Raw genomic sequence first — 26,533 nt, 5'->3', positions numbered from 1 at the left:
GCCATCTACTCCAATGTATCTATTTTTCTGATTGATTAGCCAGTTCATGTAATTCTATACATAACTTCCTTTTTTGTTCTGATAACTGATACTTCTCCATTAGATTGTCAAGTTCTTTTCTATCCCTTTTATGAATTGCTTTATGAAATGGTAGTATCATAATAATAAGATTGTTATATTTGTCTGTTCCACCATATTTCAAGGGAACTTTATGATGACACTCCCAATCCCTCAACGTTAATTCTTCGCCACTGATTGCACATTTTCCATATTGAGAAATAAATTTTGAGATACGATTATCGTTATATTCAATAGAACGATAATCACAATAATATCTCTGTATGTGTATAAGAACTTCCCTGCTCACCGCTTTTAGATTATTGTGTATCAAGGCTCTTCCTTCTTTTGTATATGGACAGATATTTTGATTGAATTGTATCGCATACCTGTGTTTCCATGTGTATATAGGAATGATAATCATATCGTGAGCTTTATACCATTTTGGATTATACCTGCCATAACGTTTTAAAAGTGTTATGGATAAATCTGCTTTACTCGCTGGTCTCCAATCTCTTCTCAGCCTGTTGTATAAAGATTTTGTAAGGTGTTGACTCATATGGGCTAAATCTCTGTTTACGTGCGTGGCTACTTCATAGTAATTATGGATTCCCATTACTACCGTATTATATTTCCACACTGCGTCACGTGATTGTTCCTTTGCAATCCTTTTAATAGATTGTTTTAGTTTATCATGTGCATGTCTGATTGCCTTGTCACTCATGTGACTATAAGCCACATAACCATTTCTTTTTGGTCTTACATACATAGTAAAACCCAGAAATTCACTTCGCTGTTTTCTAAGATTGACTATTTTTGATTTTTCGGGACTGATTTCCAATTTCAATCTTCTTTCAATAAAATCTTGCGTAGCATGATACAATCTCAATGCACTCGGATAATCTCGACAGAAGATTTTAAAATCATCGGCATAACGAACCATATAGCAATGTTTTAGATTCTTCCTTTGTCTCATCAAGGCTCTTCTTGCACCCTTATGTGTTGTATATTCTCTTATAGTTTTGATTGTTTCCCACTGATTGCTAATCCACCAGTCAAGTTCATTCAACACAATATTTGCCAATAACGGACTTAATATACCGCCTTGCGGTGTTCCTTTTATCGGCTTACCCTCTCCGATAATTTCTGCTTTTAATAAAGTGGAAATTATGGAAAGCAGTTTCTTTTCTCGTATTCCCATTGTCCACATTTGTTTTAGCAATTTTCCATGATTTACATTATCAAAAAATCCTTTAATGTCCATATCAACACAATAATGGTATCCGTTCCCTTTATTATTCATAAAATGATTTGCTCTTGCTATTGCATGATGAGCACTTCTGTTTGGTCGGAATCCGTAACTGTGTGGATGAAATTTTGCTTCACATATAGGTTCTAAAATCTGAAGAATACATTGTTGGAATAACCTGTCCCATATAGCGGGAATGCCTAACGGTCGTTTCCGTCCATCAGGTTTAGGGATATACACTCTTCGGACTTTTTCAGGTTCATACCATTTGAACATTTCCCGTATTTTTGTTACAACTTCCTCAACTGTCAAATCTTCGATGTCAGCTATTGTTTTTCCATCAACACCAGCAGTATGACTGCCCATGTTCTTCTTTATATTCCGATAGGCTAATCGGATATTTTCTTCACTTTCCATAAGCTTTGTCAGCTTATAAAAGTTATTTCCATTCTTGCTTTGCATATATAATTGGTCTAATTTAGACTGCATATCATAATACTCAGCGTACCTTAGTTTGTTTGTCTTTTTAATAAGTTGGCTCCTCCTTAATTGAGGTTTGCCCTTTTTAGTCTCACCAGAACCTTATTCTAACAACTTACTAAGAAGAATGAATGATACATCTTTCATAGACTAGTGACCGTCCCTCCACGTTTGTTAGACGCTTCATCAGTACCATGTCACCGCTTTCACTGCCATAAATAAAGTTATACTTCTGCTATTTTCACAAAAGATTTCCTTTCAACCACTTCATAGAAGATATTTTCTCCATGTTGGCAGCTTCCAACGTTCCATTACTTTTATCTTTACATATACTTTTAGGATTCTCCTTTGAGCCTGTCAGCTTGTTACTGCCTTTAACAATAAACGGATTTTCATAACAACTAATCTTACTCGTCCGCACTGACACCACGCACGTGGCATACACATTTCTGTGCATTAGGGTTATAGACCCGTACATTCGGAGATTCGTCAGGTTCGTCTCGCCAATAGTTTTGCGAACCCATTCTATCCATGAGTATTTTATAGACTCCCGGTCTATGGGTGACACCGCCCACCTCTGAGCAGATTTCGTAGCATTTGATAATGCTTTACGGTCACTTTCAACCGACTTCACCGAGCTTCATACGGTTCATGTTAATATCAACTTTTCCCGCATGTCGGAGTATTAGAGGAAACCCTTTGTGGCGTTACCCACTCATTTGATTTCTCAAAGTAATAGTTCTAAACAGCACTTGCTGTCTGCCTAGCCTTTTCAGCTAGGAACGTTTCACACGGTTATATCCTTTTGGCGCGGTAACCTCCCTGACTGTATAAGTTCCTGTAGCAAGCGGTACGCTGGTGGCTTTCCCTGATGTATTTGTGGTCATTTTGTCCACCACGGTCCCTGCTTTATTTTTCACTTCATATACCGCACCGGAAAATTCCGCATTGCCCTGTGGTTTTGTTTCTTCGGTATCCTTGTCCGCTTTTTGAAGATCAATGTAGCAGCTTACCGCCTTTTTGGGAATCTGGGCTGTAACTGTCTTTTTATGTGCCGCGGAACCACCGCCGCCCTCCAGCATGGTCACCATCTGATATTTGGAATTACTGCTTTTATATACCCATCCCGCCAGATACAGGGAATGGTTTCCTGAGATTGTTGCTGTGACCTTGGCCCCTTTTTCCTGCAGCAGCAGATATTGTGTTTTGGGAATCCAGATCCGGAATGCGGACGCATCGCCGCTGTCCTTCCAGATCACGGTGGCACCGTTGTCCGCCGTTCCCTTTTTGGATGTGATGTACTCGCTGCAGTCTGTGAGGCCGTCCGACAGGTTCTGGCTGATCCATTTTGTTGTGAAACCGGCCTTGCCGTTATAATCCTGAGCTGTCCAGGTCACACTGGAGTCAGACAATGCGTAGTCAAAATCTCTCCATCCGTCAGCAAACGGTGTGTAATAGGGGGGATGATTTGCATCATTTACCATCTTGTTGATGATGCTGTAGAATTGTTCTTTTTTAGATCCTTTGAGATGATTATAAAGTGTGTTCAGGGAGAATTCCCCGTTGACTATGTGGACAGCATACTGGGTGGCCAGTGCATCATATTTCCATCCGTATCCTGTCCTGTAATTTGGCCACAGGCTCTCTTGGCCCCAGTAGCGGCAGCCCCAGTACATAAGATAGGCAATAGACGGTGACACACGCCCTGCTCCATCCCAGGTAATCTGCCCCTCCGGCGCATTGTGCTGATACTGCACACAGTAAAGAAGGCGCCACTTTCCCCGCATATCCTGGTTGTCAGAATCGCTGGAGTCCACATACTTGATCGAGACATTATACGGATCGTCCAGGCTTAAAAGGCCGGGGTCAATGGAACCTAAGGATTCCTGCCATCCCACCTGTATGGTACTGGTGGCCGCACTCCTCAGGTACATATCCGAGATTCTGGAATACTGTCCCGGTATCTGTTCCTCCAACAGCGGCCCGGATGTATCCTGTTCCGGCTGCACCTCCTGTTCTGGCTGTTCCTCCTGCCCTGGCTGTTCCTCTTGTTCCGGCTGCGCCTCCAGTTCTGGCTGATTACCCTGCCCCGACTGTGCCTCCTGCCCCGACTGTTCCTCTTGTTCCGGCTGTTTTTCCTGCTCTGGCTGATTACCCTGTTCCGGCTGCTTCTCCTGCCCTGGCTGTTTACCCTGTTCCGGCTGCTTCTCCTGCCCTGGCTGATTACCCTGCCCTGGCTGATTACCCTGCCCTGGCTGTTTCTCCTGCCCTGGTTGTTTTTCCTGCTCTAGCTGTTTCTCTTTCTCTAGCTGTTTCTTCTGTTCCAGCCGCTTCTCCTTTCCCGGCTGCTTTTCCGGTTTTTCCTTTTTGTCCTTTTCACCGGGCGTACTGACATCCTCCGGCTGCTTCTGCGCAGAAGCAGAACCTGCAGGCTCTTCCAAACCGTCCGTCTTTTTCTGCCTGCCGAACTCTTTTGCACCTCCTTCAGCCATTAGACTGATCTCGGTTTCCTCACAGCTATCCTGCCCGTTTTTCTGTTTATATCCGGGTTCCAGGTCAGAATTTTGCTGCTCTTGTCTCTTTTGTACATATCCTTTGCCGGATATATACTGTGTTTTCGGGTGACCGGCAGCTTTGTATATTCCCCGTGCCTCCACACCTGGATCACAGGACATTTCTTTCTGTACTGCGGATGTACTACAGGCAGGCTTTTCCCCTCGCCCTGTCTCCAGACCGGAAATCTGGCCTGTTCCCGGCATCTGGCCGGATTCCATGTCTTCTTCATAGCCTGATGAGCTCTGATATTCTGTCTTTTCTCCTGTACATCCGTGTAATCCCACTTTCTTGCTGTGATCATTTTCTGCAACCTCCTTCTGAACTGCAGTTTTTTCTGCTCCTATGGACTTCTGTCCATATTCCTGTCCTCCTGACGATTTGAACGGAGGGCCTTTTCCCCCCGCTGCTGTCCCCACAGCCAAACCGTGCGCATCCGTATGCAGCATATCCCTGCCGTTTCCGGCAGAAATTGCCTGTGCACAGACAGCACAGGAAAAAAGGACTGTAAGAAGCCCTGCTGCCAGAACCTTCTTCCATTTTTTCATAAAAACAATGCCCCTTTCCGCTTCAGGGCGCAAAATTCCCCTATAAGGATCTTTTTACCCCTTCTGCTTTTACTTTACATTTGGAAACTTCGGCCGAACGGCCTTTTCAGATTTTCGGAATCGCTCCGAGATTTGATTTGTAGATAAATCATAGCATACGAAATTCATGAAAACAAGACGGAAACTTTCACAAATTCCCGTCTTGTTTTACCCTGCATTTTTGTTGAAATATTATTACCTGTCCCCGTTGAACTCCTTCACAGCCTCAATCATGGCAGCTATATTTTCAATTGGGGTATTGGCCTGTATGTTATGTATGGTATTAAACACATAGCCGCCGTCCTTTGAAAAGATCTCCAGTCTTTCCAGAACCTGTCTGCGCACTTCCTCCGGCCTGCCAAAGGGCAGTACCTGCTGTGTATCCACACCGCCGCCCCAGAATACAATGTCTTTGCCGTATGTATCTTTCAGTGTCTTAGGGTCCATTCCCTCTGCAGAACACTGCACCGGGTTGATGGCGTCGAACCCGCCTTCGATCATATACGGAAGAATGGGGAAAATACCCCCGCAGCAGTGTTTCAGTGTCTTCCACGTTGTGTGCTCATGCACCCAGTCATTCATCTTTTTATAATACGGCATATACAGGTCGCGGAACACTTCCGGGCTCATAAAAGGGCCTCTCTGGGTTCCGAAATCCGTACCGCAGATAAAGAGAATATCAATATCCGAACCAAATGCATCCCAGTATTTCTTAAAACTCTCTATGGCAATATCTGTTCCCTTCTCAAAAACCTCTTCCACGTAATCCGGATAGAGAAGGGGCGCCATATACCATTCCTGAATGCTTCTGATTCCCCTGGGATTCTTCAGATTTGGTCCCGGTATATTATTGGCATCCCCAAGGCCAAAATAGCCTGGGCCTACCTGTATGGCCCTCTGTGAACCTTTCACCCGAGCCAGCACTTTTTTGTGGTAGGCGATCTGTTCATCTGTCACATGGGTATAATCCTCCACGTTGTCATCCGGATTAGCCTCGTCCTCATCAAATTCCGGCGTGCGCGTAAGATTATCAAAGTAAAATCCATTGGCGGGCATGTGGCCGGACGGGGGCAGGGAATCATCTCCCTCCGGATAGACGAAATATCCGCCTTTTCCGTCATCCTTTACCACCGCATTGGAGGGAATCAACACAGTCTCTCCCCGGTATCTCCACTCTTTCCAGTCTGTATTGATATGTCCGTAAGTGTCCCCATAGTTATAAAGCTGCTGTACATCACATCCCAGGCAGTCTGCCAGATCCGGCTCCACAAAGGCTGTCATGGTGGACATGTCATTGATCTTCGGCGGACGGTACTCCAGCCCGTAATATGCCCGCAGATCCTTCAGCACAATGGCATTGATCATGGAACAGCACATTCCCCCAAAATCCACCGGCACTTTATCCGGCTGCCTGTGTTCAAACGCCGCGCGAACTCTCTCTCTTGATGTCATCCTTACCTCTCCTTTCCCGTACTTCAAAAAGTACGTCCCAACATGCGCAGTTTACCCATAATTAACAAATCGTGCGCATACAAAATAGTTTTCTCCCATGTCTCTGTAATTCCGTCTTGCTTGTTTCTAATTCATAATATATACTATTCTTATAGTTTTTTCACTACTCAATCATGCTCATTAATATACATTTTGTGCTGTCAGGAGGCTGCTTATGATATTGGAAAAAATACACGAGGAAGGCATGATACCGGGGGAACGGGGAATCATGAGCAAAAAAGGGATATACTTTCATTCCCCCTCCCCCTTTGCGAAGGAGCATCTCTTCTGCGTATACTGGGGAGCTGAATATCTCTGTGCACCGCCCTACCAGGTCAGCCGAAAGGGTCTGCACTCTTACCTTTTTTTCTGCATTTTGTCAGGGGAACTGCATTTTACATACAGGGATCACTCTTTCACAGCAGCTACCGGGGATATCGTTCTCTTAGACTGTATGTATCCCCACCATTATTACACACCCAAACAGGTAAGGTTCCAGTTCTTTCACTTTGACGGCAGCATCACCTCTGATTACTGTGAATATCTCTACCAAAAAGACGGAGCACTGTTCCGTAATAAATCCGAGGCCGCGTTAACTTTCCAACAGCTTTTGGATCAGCTCCGTCTTCCCCAGCCTGATGACCACCGTCTTTCCGCCCTGGTCCACACCCTGTTCGGTTCTCTGGCTGCCAAAATCCGAAAACCATTAAGCCCCTCCATTCAAAAAGCCTGCCTCTATCTGGAAACCCATTTCCAGGAGCCAGTGACCGTGGAGGACGCTGCCCGCCAGACAGCTCTGAGCAAATACCACTTTTCACGGGTATTCAAGGCCGAAACCGGCTCCTCTCCCCATGAGTACCTGTCCACCCTCCGACTCCGGCGGGCCAGGGAGCTTGTTATGGAGACCACACGCTCCATAGACGCCATCGCCGTGGAATGCGGTTTTTCCAGCACCTCCCACTTTATCCGCGCCTTTAAAAAAGACCTGGATTTCACTCCTGCTGTTTACCGCAAATTCTTCGACCCCTCCGGCTTTCAGAAATCCCCCTGATCTACGTACATCCTGTCCGGAAGACTGTTCCGGTACAGCAAAAAGAGCGCTGTTCCCTCCCGGTTCCTATAACCGTTTTGGGAAACAGCGCCCTTTCTCATTCAGGCATACTGAATCATTTATTTCCTGATCAGCAGAGATTTTCCAGTCATTTCTTTCGGCTGTTCCATCCCCATCATCTCAATCAGTGTAGGTGCAATATCTGCCAGGCATCCGCCTTCTCTCAGACCATAGCAGGGGTCTGCATTGACAAGAATGAACGGCACCGGATTCGTTGTGTGGGCCGTAAAGGTTTCCCCTGTCACATAATCTTTCAACTGCTCTGCATTTCCGTGGTCCGCACAGATGAACATCTGGCCTCCCACTTCCTTCACAGCGTCCACGGCTCTGCCTACGCACTCATCCACGGCTTCCACTGCTTTGATCGCTGCCTCTTCCACTCCTGTATGGCCTACCATATCAGGGTTGGCAAAGTTGATGATGATAACATCATATTTGTCGGAGCGAATGGCCTCTGTCAGCTTGTCGCAGACTTCATAAGCGCTCATCTCCGGTTTCAGGTCATAAGTAGCAACCTTGGGTGATTTCACCAGGATTCTGTCTTCGCCCTCATTAGGCTCTTCCACACCACCGTTAAAGAAGAAGGTCACATGCGCATACTTCTCTGTCTCTGCGATACGTGCCTGTTTCATGCCATGGGCAGCCAGGAATTCACCGAATGTATTGCTGATGGCTACCTTATGGAAAGCCACGTCTTTGTTCGGGATAGTCGGGTCATACTCTGTGAAGCATACATAGGTCAGATCCAGTCTCTTCTCTCTTGCGAAACCTGTAAACTCCTCATCACAGAAGGCTCTCGTGATCTCACGCGCCCTGTCAGGACGGAAATTAAAGAAGATGACAGAATCTTTGTCCCTGATGATCCCTACCGGCTGGCCGTCTTTTACAATGGCTGTAGGCTCTACAAATTCGTCAGTCTTCTCTGCCGCATAGGAGTCCTTGACAGCGCATACAGGGCACTCTGCCTGCTTGCCCTCTCCCTTAGTCATAACATTGTAGGCTCTCTCCACACGATCCCAGCGGTTGTCACGGTCCATAGCATAGTAACGTCCCATAACGGATGCCACCTGGCCAACACCCAGCTCTTTCATCTTGTCATTGAGCTCTTTGATATATTCTTTTCCTGCTGTGGTCGGAGTGTCACGTCCGTCCAGGAAGCAGTGTACAAATACTTTGGAAAGACCTTCTCTCTTAGCCAGCTCCAGAATACCATACACATGGGTATTATGGCTGTGCACACCACCGTCAGAAAGAAGTCCGAATAAATGCAGTGCTGAGCCGTTCTCTTTGGCATTGCGTACTGCCTTCAGCAGTGCTTCGTTCCGGAAGAAATCCCCGTCTTCAATCTCTTTTGTGATTCTCGTCAGCTCCTGGTAGACAATACGTCCTGCACCCATGTTCAGGTGACCCACCTCAGAGTTGCCCATCTGTCCTTCCGGAAGGCCCACGGCCATTCCGCTTGCATTGCCTTTTACAAAGGGGCACTGGGATTTTAACTGGTCCATAACAGGAGTCTTCGCCTCGCATACAGCGTTTGCCTCACAATTATCATTCAGGCCATATCCATCGAGAATCATTAATACGGTTGGTTTTTTACTCATATTTTCTCTCCTTTATATGTCAAATTCCATTTCTGCATCTCATACCTTTTTCATTTTAACAGAAATCCAGAATTTTTCAATCCTAATTGCAAGATTTGGACGGATTTTGTTAAAAAAATGACAGGGCAGGAAGATTTGAATTTATAATACTTTTGACAAAAAGTCCCTTAATCTCTGGTTTTTCGGATTTTCAAAAAATTCCTTTGGTTTGTTTTCCTCCTGGATCTTCCCCTCATCGATGAAGATCACCCTGGAAGCCACCTCTTTGGCAAATCCCATTTCATGAGTCACCACGACCATAGTCATTCCCGACTGTGCCAGTTCCTTCATAAGCTCCAGAACCTCCCCGACCATTTCAGGATCAAGGGCTGATGTAGGCTCGTCAAACAGCATAACATCAGGATTCATTGCCAGAGCTCTTGCGATGGCGATCCTCTGCTTCTGACCTCCGGAGAGCATTTCCGGATATGTGTCAGCCTTCTCCGGCAGCCCAACTCTGGCAAGCAGCTCGTCCGCTTTCTTTGACGCCTCACTCTGTGACATGAGTTTCAGCTTCACAGGCGCAAGCATGATATTTTCCTTCACAGTCATGTTAGGGAAAAGATTAAACTGCTGAAACACCATACCGATTTTCTGGCGATGGCGGTTAATATCCACCTTGGGATCTGTAATATCCGTACCTTCAAAGAGAATCCTTCCCCCTGTAGGCACTTCCAGCAGATTCAGGGAGCGGAGAAAAGTGGATTTACCGGATCCGGAAGGTCCAATGACCGCAACCACTTCACCCTGGCGGATATCCGTGGTTATGCCGTCCAGCACTTTATTATCTCCGAAGGCTTTCTCAAGCCCCTGCACTTCCAGTAAAATGTTGTTATCGCTCATTGGTCCTCAACTTCCTTTCCAGCTTATTCATACATGCTGTTAAAATCATAACCAGTATCAAATAAATCAGCGCTGCTGCCAACAGAGGCAGGAATGCGTTGTAGGTACGGCTCTGGATCAGCATAGCGCCCTTTGTCAAATCCATCATTCCGATGTAGCCCACAATGGAAGTCTCTTTTAAAAGCACGATCATCTCGTTGACCAGTGCCGGAAGTACATTCTTAAATGCCTGCGGCATGACAATGGACTTCATGGTCTGGGAATAATTAAGTCCCAGAGAACGCCCTGCTTCAAACTGTCCCTGATCCACTGACATAATACCGGAACGGACGATCTCCGCCACATAGGCGCCTGAGTTGATACCAAAAGCCAGGCCGCCCACCAGCACAGGGTCCAGAGAAAGGCTGCCGAAAATAACGAAGTTCATGATCAGCAGCTGGATCATGGTTGGTGTTCCGCGGATCACGGTCAGATAAATCTTAAATACGGCGTTTAAAACACCGAAGGAACCGTTTTTATCATGGCTGGAACGCACAATGGCCACCGCAAATCCGATGATGATACCGATGATCACTGCCAGAAGTGTGATGAGCAGAGTATTTTTCAAGCCTTCCAGCAGCCACATATACCGGTCATCCTTGATAAAGTTGTTATAAAGCTGTTGTGAAATCCCTAATACACACATTTTTTCACCTGTCTTACTTTCTCCCGCAAGTAAAGCTGCCGGCAGGATTGTCAGCAGCTTTTCTTTTCATGGGTCATCTTTCAACTTATTTCTTTACTATGATTACCTGGCTTGCGTTTGCATACGTGTCTGTAAAATCAACGCTCTCCAGACGTTCTTCGTTTACTGTCATGCCGGCTGCACCGAAGTCTGCCTTTCCGGACTGTACTGCAGGAAGGATGGCGTCAAACTCCATATCGGACACTTCCAGCTCATAACCCAGCTTATCACAGATTGCCTGCGCGATATCCACATCGATACCTACGATAGCCTCACCGTCATGATACTCCCACGGCTCAAACTCCGCGTTGGTAGCCATCACAAGCTTTCCTTTGGAACGGTCTGCATCTGCCGGTGATTCATAAGGATTTTTACCCGCCTCGTCACCGATATAATTGTTTACGATATCGGAAAGAACACCTTCCTCCTCCAGCTCGCCCAGAGCTTTATTAAATGCATCTTTCAGCTCTGTGTTGCCTTTTTTCATGCTGATGGCATACTGCTCGTCTTCAAACTGGTTCTCAATCATTTTCAGGTCATCATTCAGCTCAACGAACTTCTTGGCCGGCTCTGTATCGATCACCACACAGTCGATCTGGCCTTTTTTCAGCGCCTGGATTGCCTGAGCGCCTTTGTTATAACGCTTTACCTCTTTTGCGCCGATTGACGCCTCTGATACTGTGGTATCACCTGTTGTTCCAAGCTGAACGCCGATAACGGCATCCTTTAAATCCTCTTTTGACTCAATCTTCTTTGTGCTGCTGCCGCATCCTGCCAAAGACAGTACCATGGCAGCAACTAAAGCTGCTGCTGCTAATTTTTTCATTTTTCTCTCTCCTTACGCATTCATTTTTATGCATTTTTAATGTATATTATGTATTTTTATTCAACTGATTAGCATTATATCAGCTTTGCAGGCAAATTTCAACAGAAAAACTGCAAAAACAAGATACACATTCACACCTTCCCGCGCCGCAGTGATGCTGTTACGCACACAGAGAGCACCAAATATTTCCGGATATAGCTGCGGCCGAAGCTTCCGCTCCGGCCGTCTTTCGTCAGTACACCACAATCGGTGTATTCACCTCAATATTATTATAGATCATCTGCACCGCATCTATGGGTGTATTGACACATCCGTGAGAACCATTGGACAGATAGATATCGCCTCCAAAAGCATCTCTCTTTACAAGGTCATGGATTCCCACGCCTCCGTTAAATGGCAGCCAATAGTTAACCGGCTCTTCATAGTCAATACTTCCGTCCGGTTTTTTGCCCACCAGAGTGAAAGGACTCTTTTTATCTTTCAGATTCCAGACACCCCCTGCCGGTGTTGCATGTCCTGTGTTGGGATTGCCGGTCACGACCGGGGTATCCACAATAAGACTGCCGTTTTTATAGAACCACATATGCTGCTGGGAAATGGATATCTCCACATAAGTACCGTCAATCTCATTGCCATCATGCTTCTGCGCCTTGTACAGCCAGGTCACTTCCAAGGTTGTGCTTTCCCCTGCATTGAGAGTATTCATCAGAGACTCTGTAGTCTTATCCTGCCATAACTGCCAGCCATAGTCGCCTCCGGTAAGATGGACCGTACTTCCGCCTGTAGTAACAAAGTCCCTTGCTTTGCCCTTTGTGTTGTATACTGCGGAAAGATCGATAATATACTGCTTCACAGTAGGTTCATCAAAATAATAATTGCCTGCATCGTCTTTCTTCAGCCAGGATTTCAAAAGGTCCCTTGTGATGGTTTCCTGTCCATGCCCAAAGTCCAGAACGATCTGCATGGTGGTCAATGCATTCAGTTTATCTCTTTCCTGGGTCAGCCCCGGGTCATCCTGCCGCACTGCCGGTGCCTGATAACAGCCTGACTCTTCTAAGGAGACTTCTCCTTTTCGTCCGTTAACGGCATCCTTGATGGCTTTTACTGTCTTTTCCTGATCCAGCGTATTGCCATCCACCTCAGGAACGATCTGATATGCTTCCCCTGTATCCTCCAGATAAGCATCCTGCGGCGCTGTCATATTCTCCGGCTTGAGACAGGCCAGGCTGCTGATGACCGTGTCAAGACTTGCCTCATCATAAGAATTATCCAGACTCACCTCATAATTCTTGTCTTTTGTCAGGCTGAAGATCCACAGCCAGGCGTTCTGGTCCTCCATAAGCTTTTCCAGTTCACCGTCGTCCTTATAAGTCAGCTTAATATCTGCCGCCTGGATCACATCCTGCTTATCCTCTTTCTCTTTGATCGTCAGAGAATATGTCTCCGCCTCTTTTTTAATGATCTCCTTGATGTAGTCCACAGATTTTTCACTGCAGTCATATCCGTTGATGGTAGTGCCGCTGTAGAACTTGTCCTGGTAATAATAGCCCACAGCACAATAGATACCCACCACTGCCAAAAGCAGCACGATCAGAAGCGCCAGCAGTATCCTTTTGACGACCTTGCTTTTTCCCTTATTCTTTTTTTCTGTTTTCTTTTTTTCATTCGTTTTTTTACTCATTTTCACACCCTTAATTATTAGACGCATTTCTCCCCTAAAAAGTTTCACATGAATTATTTTAACGCAAAATACGACAAAAAGGAAGAGGTTTCAGGCACACACTTGAAATTTTAGGAAATTTTCATTATGATGTTAATAAAACGAAACAGTTTTGGAAGAGATTTGAAATGTTTGGAGGAAAATCGCTGATGAACCAGCCTGACGAATATAAAAATTGTTCACTCTGCCCAAGGAACTGCCATGCAGACCGTCATTTGCGTAAAGGTTACTGTCAATGTACCGACAGGCTGACGGCCGCAAGAGCTGCCCTGCACCACTGGGAAGAGCCATGTATCAGCGGCACCAACGGCAGCGGCACTGTATTTTTTACGGGCTGTACGCTCCGCTGCTGTTTCTGCCAGAATTATTCCGTAAGCAGTGAAGGCTTTGGAAAGGAGATCACAGAGGAGAGGCTGTCCGAAATCTTCCTGGAACTGCAGGATGCCGGTGCCCACAATATCAATCTGGTGACAGCCACCCAGTACCTGCCTTCCGTCCTGCCTGCCCTTGACAGGGTAAAGGACCGCCTGCATATTCCCGTTGTGTACAACTGCGGAGGATATGAAAAACCGGAAACCCTGGCACGCCTCAGAGATTATGTGGATATTTATCTGCCGGATCTAAAATATTATGATTCCGCGCTCTCCATGCGCTACTCCATGGCCCCCGATTATTTTTCCGCCGCGTCCAAAGCCATACCATATATGATAGAGCAGACAGGTGCTCCCAGATTTGACGATAACGGACTTTTGAAAAGCGGTGTCATCATCCGCCATATGGTCCTCCCCGGCTGTCGAAAAGATTCCATCCGGCTGCTGCACTGGATCAAGGAAAATCTTCCGGACAACCACTATCTCATCAGCCTGCTGAGCCAGTTTACCCCATTCTATAAAAGCAGCGGGTATCCTGAGATCAACCGCAGGATCACAACTTATGAATACGAGAGCGTACTGGAGGAGGCTGTCCGTCTTGGGCTCACAGACGGATATATGCAGGAAAAAAGCAGTGCCAAAGAGGAATACACCCCGCCCTTTGATCTGGAGGGGATATAGACAGTGTCAAAAAAGCCTTCCCCGTGTTTACCGTGGAAGGCTTTCTTTCTGCTGTTACATATTATTTGTAGTTCACAATCTGTCCGAATTCCGGTTTCAGGGAAGCGCCGCCTACTAAGCCGCCGTCAATATCGTTCTGAGCGAACAGTTCCGGAGCTGTCTTGGCATTTACGGATCCGCCGTACTGGATGCGGATAGCTTCTGCAGTCGCCTCGTCATATACTTCAGCGATGCATGCACGGATACCTGCACAAACTTCCTGTGCCTGCTCTGTGGTAGCTGTCTTACCTGTTCCGATAGCCCAGATCGGCTCGTAAGCGATCACTGCTGTCTTAGCCTGGTCTGCTGTTACGCCCTGGAATCCAACTTTCACCTGCTGACGGATGAAGTCCATGGTCACGCCCTGCTCTCTCTGCTCCAGAGTCTCGCCGCAGCACATGATCGGAGTGATTCCATGCTCAAATGCTTTCAGCATTTTTTTATTTACAGTCTCGCTTGTCTCTGCGAAGTATTCTCTTCTCTCAGAGTGGCCTAAAACAACATATTTTACACCGGCATCTGTGAGCATGCCAGGAGCGATCTCACCTGTGTAGGCACCTTTCTCCTCATAGTACATATTCTCAGCGCCAACCTGGATGTTTGTGCCTTTGCAGGCTTCTACAACCGGAAGGATATCAATTGCCGGTACACAGAATACTACGTCAACTTCCTCGTTTGCTACCAGAGGTTTTAATGTGTTTACTAATTCAACAGCTTCGCTGGGAGTCATATTCATCTTCCAGTTACCAGCAACAATTTTTCTTCTTGCCATGACTTTATTTCCTTCTTTCACTTATTCTTTATCTGCAACTGTCCAGTGTTTTCACAGTTACTTTTATTTATCATTAGCTGCTGCCACGCCCGGCAGTTCTTTGCCCTCTAAGAATTCCAGGGAAGCGCCGCCTCCTGTGGAAATGTGGGTCATCTTGTCACCATATCCCAGGATATTGACAGCCGCTGCAGAATCACCGCCGCCGATGATAGTGGTAGCATCTGTTTCAGCCAGTGCTTTTGCAACTGCTTCTGTACCATGAGCAAAATTCGGCATCTCGAAACATCCCATAGGTCCGTTCCATACAACAGTCTTGGCATCTTTTACAGCGTCACAGAAAATCTTCTCTGTCTCAGGTCCAATGTCCATGCCTTCCCAGCCATCCGGGATCTCACCGCGTTTTGCAACCTGGATGTTGCAGTCATTGGAGAATGCATCACCAATACGGTTGTCCACCGGCAGTAAAAGTTTCACGCCTTTTTCCTCTGCCTTTTTCATCATATCCAGTGCATACTGCAGATAATCGTCTTCACAGAGAGACACGCCAATGTGTCCGCCCAGAGCTTTTGAGAATGTGTAGGACATTCCGCCGCCGATGATCAGAGTATCTACTTTATCAAGCAGGTTGTCGATCACAGAAATCTTGCTGGAAACTTTAGCGCCGCCCAGAATTGCAACAAACGGTCTGTTGGGGTTGTCCACAGCATTTCCCAGGAAGTCGATCTCTTTCTGCATCAGATATCCGACAACTGCGGTATCTACAAACTGTGTCACACCGACATTGGAGCAGTGTGCTCTGTGGGCAGTACCAAATGCGTCATTTACAAATACATCGCACAGAGATGCCAGCTCTTTGCTGAATGCCTCTCCGTTCTTTGTCTCTTCTGCACGGTAACGTGTATTCTCCAGTAAAACAACATCTCCGTCTTTCATTGCCTGGACAGCAGCTTTTGCATTCGGTCCGACTACTTCCGGGTCTGCTGCAAATTTTACTTCCTGGCCCAGTAACTCTGACATTCTCTTGGCAACAGGAGCCAGAGATAACTCCGGTTTTGCTTCTCCCTTAGGTTTGCCCAGATGAGAGCACAGAATTACTTTTCCACCGTCAGCAATCAGCTTCTTGATGGTAGGAAGGGCTGCCACCAGACGGTTTTCATCTGTGATCTTACCTTCCTGAAGGGGAACGTTGAAATCACAGCGGACTAAAACTTTTTTTCCTTTTACGTTGATGTCATCAACTGATTTCTTGTTGAGCATTGGATGATGCCTCCTTTAATATTTGTTCTTGTTAAATAACAGAATGGACAAAAGGAGCCCGGTCCAAAATAGACCGGACCCCTTAATGAGTCTTTATTCGTAATATTATTTCTCTAATAATTTTCCGAAGTATTTGATTGTTCTTACCATCTGGCTTGTGTAAGAATTCTCATTGTCATACCAGGAAATAACCTGAACCTCAGTTGTGCCATTGTCTAACGGCAGAACCATTGTCTGGGTTGCATCGAACAGAGAACCGTATTTCATACCGATGATATCGCTGGATACGATTTCATCTGTGTTGTATCCGAAGGACTCTGTAGCCTGCTCTTTCATGATTGCGTTAACCTGATCTACAGTTACAGTTCCGTCAACAACTGCTGTCAGAATTGTAGTAGAACCTGTAGGGGTCGGAACACGCTGAGCAGATCCGATCAGTTTGCCGTTCAGTTCCGGAATAACCAGACCGATTGCTTTTGCAGCACCTGTGCTGTTCGGAACGATATTAACTGCAGCTGCACGAGATCTTCTTAAATCGCCTTTTCTCTGCGGTCCGTCCAGTGTCATCTGATCGCCTGTGTAAGCATGGATTGTGCACATGATACCGGATTTGATCGGAGCCAGGTCGTTTAATGCTTTTGCCATCGGAGCCAGGCAGTTTGTTGTACAGGAAGCTGCGGAGATGATGTTGTCATCTTTTGTCAGTGTCTCATGGTTTACATTGTAAACGATGGTCGGAAGGTCGTTTCCAGCCGGAGCGGAGATAACAACTTTCTTAGCACCTGCTTTGATATGAGCTTCTGCTTTTGCTTTGGATGTATAGAAACCTGTACATTCCAGAACAACATCTACACCGATTTCTCCCCAAGGAAGTTCTTCAGCGTTAGCTTTTGCGTAGATTTTGATTTCTTTGCCATCAACTGTGATGGAATCTTCACCTGCTGTTACTGTATCGCCAAGTGCATATCTTCCCTGTGTAGAGTCATATTTCAGTAAGTGAGCTAACATTGTCGGAGATGTTAAGTCATTGATTGCTACAACTTCAAATCCTTCTGCTCCAAACATCTGTCTGAAAGCCAGACGTCCAATACGTCCAAATCCATTGATTGCTACTTTTACTGCCATGTTATTCATTCCTCCTAAAAGTGTTTGTATTCCGTGAGGTTTCTATTAAGATTGTTAAAGAAACATCAACCTATTTGATATTGTACCTAATCTGAGACAAAAATTCAAGCATAAAATGAAAAATCGTACCAGTTTTACATTCTCTTTATGTACAATTCCCTTTCTTTCCTATATAATTAGGGCAGCAAATGAAAAGGAGATGTCATCTATGTACGCAGATTATCACATGCACACATCATTTTCCAGCGACAGCGAAGCTCCTATGGAGCACATGATCCTCGGTGCCATTCACAGAAATGTGCCCCGGGTCTGCTTTACAGAGCATATGGATTTCGATTTTCCCACAGGAGAATTTGATTTTCTTGTGGATATGCCGGCTTACCGGGAAAAACTTCTGGAACTCAGAAAAAAGTATGAAGATAAAATAGAGATAAATTTCGGTATCGAGCTTGGACTCCAGCCCCATCTGACCGGGAAACTGCCGTCCTTCGCAGCCGGCTACCCCTTTGATTTTGTCATCGGCTCCGTGCATGTTGCGGACGGATGTGACCCCTATGACAGGATATTTTTTGAAAACCGCAGCGAGGAGGAGGCATACCGCAGCTATTTTACCTGCCTTTTGGAAAACTTAAAAGTCTTCTCCTGTTTCGATGTATGCGGTCACATTGACTATGTGGTTCGCTACGGCCCCAACCGCAACCTGTATTATACCTATGAAAAATACAGGGATATCCTGGACGAAATTCTCCGCGTTCTGGTGCAGAAAGGCATCGGACTGGAATGCAACACCGCGGGGTTCAAATACGGTCTCGGGCATCCCAATCCCACGGAAAAGATATTGAGCCGCTACCGGGAACTGGGAGGCGAAATCCTCACCCTTGGCTCTGACGCTCATGCGCCGGAACATATAGCCTATGACTTTGAGCGCGCAGGGGCATTGTTAAAGGAATGTGGTTTTCATTATTATACGGTTTTCAGGAACAGAAAACCGGAATTTCTTCCATTGTAAGAGAAATTCCGAAATCTTACAGCCAGATCACCTGGCTGCCATATACGATCTTAGGAATGACAGTGCGGTAAATGCTGTCCAATTCCTCCCTGCAGCGTATCTGTATCTCCTCTTTTTCGGCTGCAGCGGAGGACTTTCCTAAAATTCTGTATTCCACCCCAAAGAGGCGGCAGGTGTTCCGGGAATCAAAAAATCCATTTTTTTCGTAAAAGCGGATTCTTCTTCTGCGGACCTGCAGTTCCTCTTCCCGGGCTGCAAAGGATGGGTCTTCGGTCTCTGCCATGATGATATACCCCTCTTTCTCCCGTACGGCTTCTTTATCGCTGTACATGTCTCTTTTATCTAAAATAGACTGAAGTGCCAGAAGACATGCACTCCCATACCCTCTGCCTCTCACAGACGGCAGCACTGCCAGATAATCGATCAGGTATGCCCTCCCGGAGGGTGCCTTTATCAAAAACGCATATCCTGCCAGTGCATTCCCGTCATAGAACCCATACCCATCCCCTCTGCCGCTCTCTGTCAGCGCCAGAATACTTTTCAGAGGTTTGAGTTCTGACCTTGGAAAATCTTTCTTCATGTAGGTTTTATATATGTACCGAATGCTTTCATTATCCAGTCTCTCTGCTCTCACATTCATCTAATCCTTACCTCCCGGTTAAAACCCAATATTTCGGCCGCGTGTTCTGCATACGATCTGTACCGGCCCAAAGAAAAAACGGCCCGGAAAACAGCTTCATGCAAAAACTGTCTCCCGGGCAATTTTATACTCCAAAAAAGTCATAAAATAATGCCGCCTCCGGCTACATATTCTCCGTCATAAAAGACAACTGCCTGTCCCGGAGTGATGGCCCTCTGGGGTTCATCGAAGATCACCCGAATCTTGTCTTCCTCTTCTCTGTGTATGACAGCAGAAGCACCTCTGTGGTTATACCGGATTTTAGCCATAACATGCATGTCCTCTTTCAGGTCAGGAATGGACATAAAGTTAATCCGGTTACAGATCAGTTCTCTTTGGAACAGGTCCTCATTTTCTCCGATCACCACCTCGTTGCTTTCAGGACGAATCTCTGTCACAAAGACAGGATGTCCCATTGCCAGGCCCAGGCCTTTTCTCTGACCAATGGTATAATGGGTGATCCCTTTATGGCGCCCGATCACCGTACCGTCTGCCAGCACGTAGCTGCCCTCTTCTATCTTATGCTCTGTATTCTCCTCGATAAATCCGGCATAGTCCTTGTCCGGCACAAAGCAGATTTCCTGGCTGTCCTTCTTCTTCGCCACGGGAAGGCCAATCTGTTCCGCTATTTTTCTGATCTCATCCTTCTCATAGAATCCAACAGGCATAAGCGTGTGTGAAAGCTGGAACTGGGTAAGATTATAAAGGGCATAGGTCTGGTCTTTTCCTGTGGCATCCGACATTTTCAGAGAATACCTGCCGCTGTCTGTCTGCACGATCTTGGCGTAATGGCCTGTGGCAATGTAATCCGCACCGATCTCCATGCTCCTTTTTAGAAGGGATTCCCATTTTACATAACGGTTGCAGGCAATACAGGGGTTGGGTGTGCGGCCTTTTAGATATTCCTGAATGAAATAGTCAATGACATTTTCTCTGAACTCATGTTTGAAGTTCATGACGTAGTAGGGAATCTCCAGCATGTTCGCCACTCTTCTGGCATCGTCCACAGCGCTCAGGCCGCAGCAGCCGCCGTTCTCCTCCTGTGCCGCATTGTCTTCATCCTGCCAGATCTGCATGGTGACTCCAATGACATCATATCCCTGTTCCTTCAGCAGATAGGCCGCCACTGAGGAGTCCACACCGCCGGACATCCCCACAACTACCTTCTTTTTTTCCATTAATACTCTTCCTCTTCTTCCCCTTCAGAAATATCGCTTTTTGGCTTATCCAGACCCTCGATCTTAATTCCGTGCTTTTCCGCATAATCCCAGAGTGCTGCATGGATTGCTTCCTCAGCAAGCAGGGAGCAGTGTACTTTTACCGGGGGAAGGCCGTCAAGAGCCTCCATAACCGCTTTATTTGTCACCTGCAGGGCCTCCTGAATGGTTTTGCCCTTCACAAGCTCTGTAGCCATACTGCTGGTTGCCACTGCGGCGCCGCAGCCGAAGGTTTTGAATTTACAGTCCCGGATGATTCCGTCCTCATCAATATCCAGATACATTCTCATAATGTCTCCGCATTTTGCATTGCCTACGGTTCCGACACCGCTGGCGCCTTCAATCTCTCCTACATTTCTCGGGTTCTGAAAATGGTCCATTACTTTTTCGCTGTACATAATTTATTTTCCTCCATAATTTGTCTTTTTTGATCTTACGCTCTGTTCTGTTTCTGTTTTTTTATGAAATCTTCATATAACGGGGAGAGTTCACGCAGACGGTTTACAATCTCCTTAATCTGGTCCAGTGTGTAGTCCAGATCTTCTTTTGTTGTCTCCTCGCTGATGGTCATTCTGAGGGAACCATGGGCAATCTCATGAGGCAGACCGATGGCCAGCAGTACATGGGACGGGTCCAGGGATCCGGAGGTACATGCAGAGCCGCTTGACGCCGCGATTCCCTTCATATCCAGCATAATGAGCAGGGACTCACCTTCAATGAACTGGAAGCTCACATTAATGTTGTTCGGCAGACGTCTTTTGGCGTCACCGTTGAGGCGGACATAGGGAATCTCATTTAAGATTCTGCCGATAAAGTAATCCCTCAGCTCTATCTCTTTCTTCGTACGCTCCTCCATGGTTCTGGCTGCGCGCTCTGCTGCCACACCGTATCCCACAATGGCCGGCACGTTCTCTGTACCTGCTCTTCTCTTTCTCTCCTGAGCACCGCCGTGTACAAAACTGCGGATTTTTACGCCTTTGCGGATATATAAGAAACCAATGCCCTTTGGCCCGTTGATCTTATGTCCGCTGGAGCTTAACATATCAATGTTCATCTCATCCACATGAATCGGGACCTGTCCGAATGCCTGTACCGCATCTGTGTGGAATAATATATTGTGTTCTTTGGCGATCATTCCGATCTCTTTGATGGGCTGGACAGCGCCGATCTCATTGTTTGCAAACATAATGGAGATCAGGATTGTCTCCGGTGTGATGGCTTCTAAGAGATCATCCAGCTTTACGATACCATTCTCATCCACATCCAGATAGGTCACCCTTGCTCCGCGTTTTTCCAGATATTCGCAGGTGTGCAGAATAGCGTGATGCTCAATCTTCGTGGTGATGATATGGTTTCCTTTGCTTTTGTATGCTTCAAATGCCGCTTTCAAAGCCCAGTTATCCGCTTCACTGCCGCCTGCTGTAAAGTAAATTTCCTCTGACTTTGCGCCCAGCACCTCTGCGATCTGTTCTCTGGCTTTTGTGATCGCCTCTTTGCTTCTCTGTCCGATCTCATAGATGCTGGATGGATTTCCGTAGCTCTCTGTGAAGTACGGAAGCATGGCATCTACAACCTCCTGTGCTGTTTTTGTTGTTGCTGCATTATCCAGATATATTGTTGTCTTCATAATTCCTCTCTCCTAATTGTCACATTTTTGCACCTGAATCTGCCCCTTATCCCGCATCCTGCGGCTTTCCTCTACGAGCTGATCCAGCATGATGGAATCTACAGTTTCTTTTATACTATTATTGATACGCTGCCATACATAGCGGGTGACGCACAAATCCGCACCCTGGCAGCTATGTTCTCCTCCTCCATTACAGGTAACGGCATCCAGACTGCCCTCCAGCGCCCGAAGGACATCCCCTACGGATATCTCACCGGCAGGTCTGGCAAGCTTATATCCGCCCTGTGCACCGCGGACGCTCACTACCAACCCGGCACTCTTTAACTTGCGCACCAGCTGTTCCAGATAACTGTCAGAAATGTTCTGGCGTGTGGCAATGCTCTGTATGGAAACAGCCTCAGATTCGCTGTATAAAGCCAAATCGATCAAAGCTCTCAAGCCGTACCTTCCTTTGGTTGATAATTTCAAATCATCACCATCCTTTTCAAATTCCGACTGTTTTACTCGGATTTGATTGTAGAATATCATTCTTATCCTGTTCTGTCAAGATACTTTTTGGAATATATTGTGAAAAAGGCTATAAAAGTTACTATTGCTCTCTCTGCGGATAGTGACTATAAAGGACTTCTTATGGATAACAAACATATTTTGCTGAAAGGAACACTCATCCTGACCCTGGCTGGTTTCCTTACAAAAATCCTTGGGTTTCTCTATAGAATATTCCTGTCGCAGACAATTGGTGCACAGGGGATGGGTATCTACCAGCTTATCTTTCCCATCCACACCCTCTGTTTTGCACTGACAGTCGGAGGAATCCAGACCGCGATCTCCCGCTTCGTGGCTGCCCGGGTAGCTTTAAAGGATGAACAGGGCGCCCGTGATATTTTTCTCATCGCCACTTCCCTGTCCATGGCCATATCTTTTGCCGTCACCTTTTTGCTGTACCGACATGCCTCCTGGTTTGCCGTACATATCCTGCTGGAGGAACAGTGTACAGACCTGCTCCGTGTCTCCTCCCTGTCAATTCCCATGGGAACTTTTCATTCCTGTGCCTACGGCTACTATCTGGCCAGGAAGAAGACAGGAATCCCGGCCTGGTCGCAGCTTGTGGAGCAGACAGCGCGCATGAGCGCAACCTACCTTCTCTACCTGGTGTGGACCGGGGAAGGGCATCCGCTCACACCCATGCTGGCTGTTGTGGGGCTTTTCGCGGGGGAACTGGTCTCCATGCTGTTCTCTCTGTTGTTCATTCTGTGGGATTACAGAAAGTATCATTACCAAATCAGCAATATCCATGCGCCGGGTAAGGATTTAAAGGACATTGTGTCTTTGTCTCTGCCCCTTACAGGAAACCGGCTCTTTATCAATATCCTGCACAGTATGGAGTCTGTGCTGATCCCCGGGCATCTGCGGCTTTTCGGCATGGACAGCGCCTCCGCACTCTCCATCTACGGGGTGTTAAACGGTATGGCACTGCCGCTCATACTGTTTCCCTCCGCGATCACCAACGCTGTCTCAGCCATGCTTCTGCCCTCTGTGGCACAGGACCAGGCAGTGGGGAATTATAAGAATATACGGAGAAGCATTTTTACCACCACCCGCTACTGCCTGCTGCTGGGTTTCCTCTCCACCGCCTTTTTTTATTTTTCCGGTGATTTTCTGGGGCTGTTTTTATTCAAAAATGAGTTCGCAGGGACTTTTATCAAAACGCTTTCCTTTATCTGCCCCTGCCTGTATCTCTCCAGCACGCTGAGCGGAATCTTAAACGGTCTGGGGGAGACGGGAAAATACTTTGCCCAGAACCTGTTAGGCCTCTCCATCCGCCTGCTCTTTGTTTTTTTCGTGATTCCGCGTTTCGGTATTCTGGGGTATCTGTGGGGGCTTTTGATCAGTGAATTGGCAATCACGCTCCTCACTTTATTTTTCTTAAAAGATTACATGAAAACAGCGCCGGGTGAATAAACCCGGTGCTTTTCGCACCCGGGAAAAGATCCCCCCCAGACTCCCGTACCATGCAGTTCTAATCTTTACCGCTTAGACGCTTTAAAGCAAAAAATTACCCAAAACTGTCGACAACCGGAAAGTTTTGTATTATAATAATCAACTAGAACGTGTTTGAAAATTGCTTTCGGCAAGATGTGCGGCGTACAGACTGCCGGAATAAATTTTCAAACACGCTCTGGAAAGTCAAACAAAGGAGATAATTATGAGTTTCAAATTCGTAAAACAGCTTCCCTCTCCGGATGAGATCAAAGCACAGGCACCCGTGTCCGAAGAGTTGAAACAGATAAAAGCTAAAAGAGACAAAATGATCAGCGATGTCATCACAGGTGCTTCCGACAAATTCCTTGTCATCATCGGCCCCTGTTCTGCAGACAATGAAGATTCTGTATGTGACTACACCAACCGCCTTGCAAAGCTTCAGGATAAAGTGGAAGACCGTCTGGTGCTGGTTCCGCGTATATACACCAACAAACCGCGTACTACAGGGGAGGGCTATAAGGGCATGCTCCACCAGCCGGACCCTGAGGCAAAGCCGGACGTACTGGCAGGCATTCTGGCCATCCGCCACATGCACATCCGTTCCCTGCAGGAGACAGGGCTCAGCTCCGCGGATGAAATGCTGTACCCGGACAACTACCACTACTTATCTGACCTGCTCTCCTACGTGGCGATCGGAGCGCGTTCTGTGGAGAACCAGGAGCACCGTCTCATGGTAAGCGGCCTTGACGTTCCTGTGGGTATGAAAAATCCCACCAGCGGGGACTTCTCTGTTATGCTCAACTCCGTGGTTGCCGCACAGCAGGGACATGACTTCATCTCCAGAGGATGGGAAGTCAAGACAGAGGGCAATCCCCTCACCCACACCATCCTGCGCGGTGCTGTGAACAAACACGGCAATACCCTGCCCAACTATCACTACGAGGATCTGCAGCTTCTTCTGGAAATGTACAATGACCGTGACCTGGAAAATCCGGCAGTCATCATTGACGCCAACCATGCCAACTCCGGCAAAAAATACGAACAGCAGGTCCGCATTGTCAAAGAAGTGCTGCACAGCCGCCTGGTATCCCGTGATATCCGCCATTTGGTAAAAGGTGTCATGATTGAAAGCTACCTGGTATCCGGCTGCCAGAAGATCGGCCCTGACCATATCTATGGAAAATCCATCACAGACCCCTGCCTTGGCTGGGAGGAGACAGAGAAACTCCTCTATACCATCGCGGAACTGTGTTAAATTATCGGAAAGCCACGCTTTTTGAACTTTCCGATGTTCAAAAACAAAAGGCATTTGCTTCCGAACATCACACTCGGAGGCAAATGCCTTTCCTGTTTCTCCTGCCAAAAAGAAAGAACCCGAAAACTCATATCTTTTCAGGTCCTCTATTTTCTCGGATGCGCTTTCAGATACACATCCCTGATTTTATTCACATTCATATTCAGATAAATCTGGGTGGTGGATATATCAGAATGTCCCAGCATTTCCTGTACACTTTTCAGATCCGCACCGTTCTGCACCAGATGGGCTGCAAAGGAATGCCGCAGCGTATGTGGTGTGATATCCTGCTGAATCCCGGCAGAAGAGGCATAGGTCTTCAGCACCTTCCAGAATCCCTGCCGGCTCATAGGTTTTCCGGAACAATTAACAAAGAGGCAGTCGCTTTCCTTATGGCTTAAAAGCTCCTCCCTTGCCTGCTCCAGATACTCCTTCACCGCCTTCTTCGCCGCGTTTCCGAAAGGTATTACCCTCTCCTTCTCGCTGGCCTCGCAGGTGATGTATCCCAGTTTTAAATTTATATTCTCCAGCTTCAGTCCGATCAGCTCACTGACCCGGATTCCTGTGGCATATAAAAGCTCCAGCATGGCTTTATCCCGGACACCCTTGGCTGTATTTTCCTTTGGCTGGTTCAACAACAAATCGACTTCTTCTACAGTAAGAATCCCAGGCATCTTCTTTTCGATCTTAGGCGCCTTCAATATGTCTGCCGGATTCTCCGAAAGCATTCCCTGCTGGCAGCAATACTGAAAAAAAGCGCGCATAGACGCGATACTCCTGGAAATGGTGGAAGCAGCGAACTTCTCCCGCTCCAAATACATCTCATAAGAATTCAGATTCGTGGCAGTCACATCCTGAACCCTGTCCACTCCTTCGTTCCTCAGAAACTGATCCATCTTTCGCAAATCCCGCTCATAGGATACTTCTGTATTTTTGGAAGTGCCTTTGGTGTTATGTAAATAGGCTATAAACTCTTCAATCTCGCACTTCATGTATGATTATCCCTCGTTAAGTTAATTGTAAAAGGCCATACCTTTCCAAATCATAATGAAATTATATATCAACTTCCATAGAAAAAGCAAACGGATTTTTCCAAAGTTTTTCTTGTTTTTCAGGCTTTTTTTACATTTCCACAACATATCGAAAAAGCTCTATTTATGTCTACCAGATGTGGTAAATTTGAAATTGTTAATATTTT

22 protein-coding genes are annotated in these 26,533 nt (G+C 46.6%); 5 read left to right on the top strand and 17 right to left on the bottom strand.

Annotated features, from left to right (window positions below; translation table 11 throughout):
• Window positions 1-19: 19 nt before the first annotated feature.
• The 3 genes from ltrA to LC508_RS01050 form a co-directional block, all read right to left on the bottom strand.
• Window positions 20-1,837: a group II intron reverse transcriptase/maturase gene (gene ltrA, locus LC508_RS01060; RefSeq protein WP_198135805.1), complete on the bottom strand. Its 1,818-nt coding sequence runs from the start codon at window positions 1,835-1,837 to the stop codon at window positions 20-22.
• A 725-nt stretch (window positions 1,838-2,562) separates the two neighbouring features.
• Window positions 2,563-4,887: a SpaA isopeptide-forming pilin-related protein gene (locus tag LC508_RS01055; protein ID WP_225305290.1), complete on the bottom strand. Its 2,325-nt coding sequence runs from the start codon at window positions 4,885-4,887 to the stop codon at window positions 2,563-2,565.
• Window positions 4,888-5,121: 234 nt separating this feature from the next.
• Window positions 5,122-6,378: a uroporphyrinogen decarboxylase family protein gene (locus tag LC508_RS01050; protein WP_103732200.1), complete on the bottom strand. Its 1,257-nt coding sequence runs from the start codon at window positions 6,376-6,378 to the stop codon at window positions 5,122-5,124.
• Between the two features lie 214 nt (window positions 6,379-6,592).
• Between LC508_RS01050 and LC508_RS01045 the strand changes: the two genes are divergently transcribed.
• Window positions 6,593-7,468 carry a helix-turn-helix domain-containing protein gene (locus LC508_RS01045; RefSeq protein WP_103732201.1) on the top strand — a complete coding sequence of 292 codons (876 nt, stop codon included), beginning with the start codon at window positions 6,593-6,595 and terminating at the stop codon, window positions 7,466-7,468.
• A 119-nt stretch (window positions 7,469-7,587) separates the two neighbouring features.
• On the opposite strand, the gene gpmI is transcribed toward LC508_RS01045, so the two are convergent.
• The 5 genes from gpmI to LC508_RS01020 form a co-directional block, all read right to left on the bottom strand.
• Window positions 7,588-9,129 (bottom strand): 2,3-bisphosphoglycerate-independent phosphoglycerate mutase, encoded by a 1,542-nt coding sequence (gpmI, locus tag LC508_RS01040; protein ID WP_033141148.1) that lies wholly within the window; start codon window positions 9,127-9,129, stop codon window positions 7,588-7,590.
• 141 nt (window positions 9,130-9,270) lie between these two features.
• Entirely contained in the window at window positions 9,271-10,011 is a 741-nt protein-coding gene (locus LC508_RS01035) for an amino acid ABC transporter ATP-binding protein (protein WP_033141149.1), read from the bottom strand.
• The gene (locus LC508_RS01030) at window positions 10,001-10,696 is read right to left on the bottom strand and encodes an amino acid ABC transporter permease (RefSeq protein WP_033141150.1); all 696 of its coding nucleotides are present in this window, start codon (window positions 10,694-10,696) and stop codon (window positions 10,001-10,003) included. The genes LC508_RS01035 and LC508_RS01030 overlap by 11 nt, the downstream gene beginning before the upstream one ends.
• 85 nt (window positions 10,697-10,781) lie before the next feature.
• The gene (locus LC508_RS01025) at window positions 10,782-11,561 is read right to left on the bottom strand and encodes a transporter substrate-binding domain-containing protein (protein ID WP_033141151.1); all 780 of its coding nucleotides are present in this window, start codon (window positions 11,559-11,561) and stop codon (window positions 10,782-10,784) included.
• A gap of 232 nt (window positions 11,562-11,793) precedes the next feature.
• Window positions 11,794-13,242, bottom strand: coding sequence for a L,D-transpeptidase family protein (locus LC508_RS01020; protein ID WP_118594051.1), 1,449 nt, complete (start codon window positions 13,240-13,242; stop codon window positions 11,794-11,796).
• Between the two features lie 188 nt (window positions 13,243-13,430).
• Between LC508_RS01020 and LC508_RS01015 the strand changes: the two genes are divergently transcribed.
• A complete protein-coding gene (locus tag LC508_RS01015; protein WP_242980804.1) occupies window positions 13,431-14,333 on the top strand; it encodes a radical SAM protein in 903 nt (300 codons plus the stop codon).
• 61 nt (window positions 14,334-14,394) lie between these two features.
• Here LC508_RS01015 and tpiA read toward each other — a convergent pair whose 3' ends face one another.
• The 3 genes from tpiA to gap form a co-directional block, all read right to left on the bottom strand.
• Window positions 14,395-15,144: a triose-phosphate isomerase gene (tpiA, locus tag LC508_RS01010; RefSeq protein ID WP_033141154.1), complete on the bottom strand. Its 750-nt coding sequence runs from the start codon at window positions 15,142-15,144 to the stop codon at window positions 14,395-14,397.
• A gap of 63 nt (window positions 15,145-15,207) precedes the next feature.
• Window positions 15,208-16,401, bottom strand: a complete 1,194-nt coding sequence (locus LC508_RS01005; RefSeq protein WP_103731988.1) for a phosphoglycerate kinase — start codon at window positions 16,399-16,401, stop codon at window positions 15,208-15,210.
• A 105-nt stretch (window positions 16,402-16,506) separates the two neighbouring features.
• The gene (gap, locus tag LC508_RS01000) at window positions 16,507-17,526 is read right to left on the bottom strand and encodes a type I glyceraldehyde-3-phosphate dehydrogenase (RefSeq protein WP_033141156.1); all 1,020 of its coding nucleotides are present in this window, start codon (window positions 17,524-17,526) and stop codon (window positions 16,507-16,509) included.
• A 208-nt stretch (window positions 17,527-17,734) separates the two neighbouring features.
• On the opposite strand from gap, the gene LC508_RS00995 reads away from it, so the two are divergent.
• A complete protein-coding gene (locus tag LC508_RS00995) occupies window positions 17,735-18,535 on the top strand; it encodes a histidinol-phosphatase HisJ family protein (protein WP_033141157.1) in 801 nt (266 codons plus the stop codon).
• Between the two features lie 16 nt (window positions 18,536-18,551).
• Here LC508_RS00995 and LC508_RS00990 read toward each other — a convergent pair whose 3' ends face one another.
• The 5 genes from LC508_RS00990 to LC508_RS00970 all read right to left on the bottom strand — a co-directional run bounded on the left by LC508_RS00990 (window position 18,552) and on the right by LC508_RS00970 (window position 22,526).
• Complete coding sequence (locus LC508_RS00990) at window positions 18,552-19,175, bottom strand: GNAT family N-acetyltransferase (RefSeq protein WP_054352346.1); 624 nt, start codon at window positions 19,173-19,175, stop codon at window positions 18,552-18,554.
• 140 nt (window positions 19,176-19,315) lie between these two features.
• A complete protein-coding gene (gene mnmA / locus LC508_RS00985) occupies window positions 19,316-20,392 on the bottom strand; it encodes a tRNA 2-thiouridine(34) synthase MnmA (protein ID WP_033141159.1) in 1,077 nt (358 codons plus the stop codon).
• Window positions 20,392-20,829 carry a Fe-S cluster assembly scaffold protein NifU gene (gene nifU / locus LC508_RS00980; protein WP_033141160.1) on the bottom strand — a complete coding sequence of 146 codons (438 nt, stop codon included), beginning with the start codon at window positions 20,827-20,829 and terminating at the stop codon, window positions 20,392-20,394. Before nifU ends, mnmA begins: the two co-directional genes overlap by 1 nt.
• 35 nt (window positions 20,830-20,864) lie before the next feature.
• Window positions 20,865-22,058 (bottom strand): cysteine desulfurase NifS, encoded by a 1,194-nt coding sequence (gene nifS / locus LC508_RS00975; protein ID WP_033141161.1) that lies wholly within the window; start codon window positions 22,056-22,058, stop codon window positions 20,865-20,867.
• A 12-nt stretch (window positions 22,059-22,070) separates the two neighbouring features.
• Window positions 22,071-22,526 (bottom strand): RrF2 family transcriptional regulator, encoded by a 456-nt coding sequence (locus LC508_RS00970; RefSeq protein WP_033141180.1) that lies wholly within the window; start codon window positions 22,524-22,526, stop codon window positions 22,071-22,073.
• Window positions 22,527-22,688: 162 nt separating this feature from the next.
• Here LC508_RS00970 and LC508_RS00965 point away from each other — a divergent pair, with 162 nt between their 5' ends.
• Both LC508_RS00965 and LC508_RS00960 read left to right on the top strand, forming a co-directional pair.
• Window positions 22,689-24,020 carry a polysaccharide biosynthesis protein gene (locus LC508_RS00965; RefSeq protein WP_033141162.1) on the top strand — a complete coding sequence of 444 codons (1,332 nt, stop codon included), beginning with the start codon at window positions 22,689-22,691 and terminating at the stop codon, window positions 24,018-24,020.
• A 244-nt stretch (window positions 24,021-24,264) separates the two neighbouring features.
• Window positions 24,265-25,296 (top strand): 3-deoxy-7-phosphoheptulonate synthase, encoded by a 1,032-nt coding sequence (locus LC508_RS00960; RefSeq protein ID WP_033141163.1) that lies wholly within the window; start codon window positions 24,265-24,267, stop codon window positions 25,294-25,296.
• Between the two features lie 146 nt (window positions 25,297-25,442).
• On the opposite strand, the gene xerD is transcribed toward LC508_RS00960, so the two are convergent.
• Entirely contained in the window at window positions 25,443-26,327 is an 885-nt protein-coding gene (xerD, locus tag LC508_RS00955) for a site-specific tyrosine recombinase XerD (protein WP_033141164.1), read from the bottom strand.
• Window positions 26,328-26,533: the final 206 nt, after the last annotated feature.

The sequence above is a fragment of the Blautia parvula genome (genome assembly GCF_020215665.1).
Lineage (GTDB): Bacteria > Bacillota > Clostridia > Lachnospirales > Lachnospiraceae > Blautia > Blautia celeris.
Note: the sequence above shows the minus strand (reverse complement) of the source record. Positions and strands in the feature narration are given on the sequence as shown.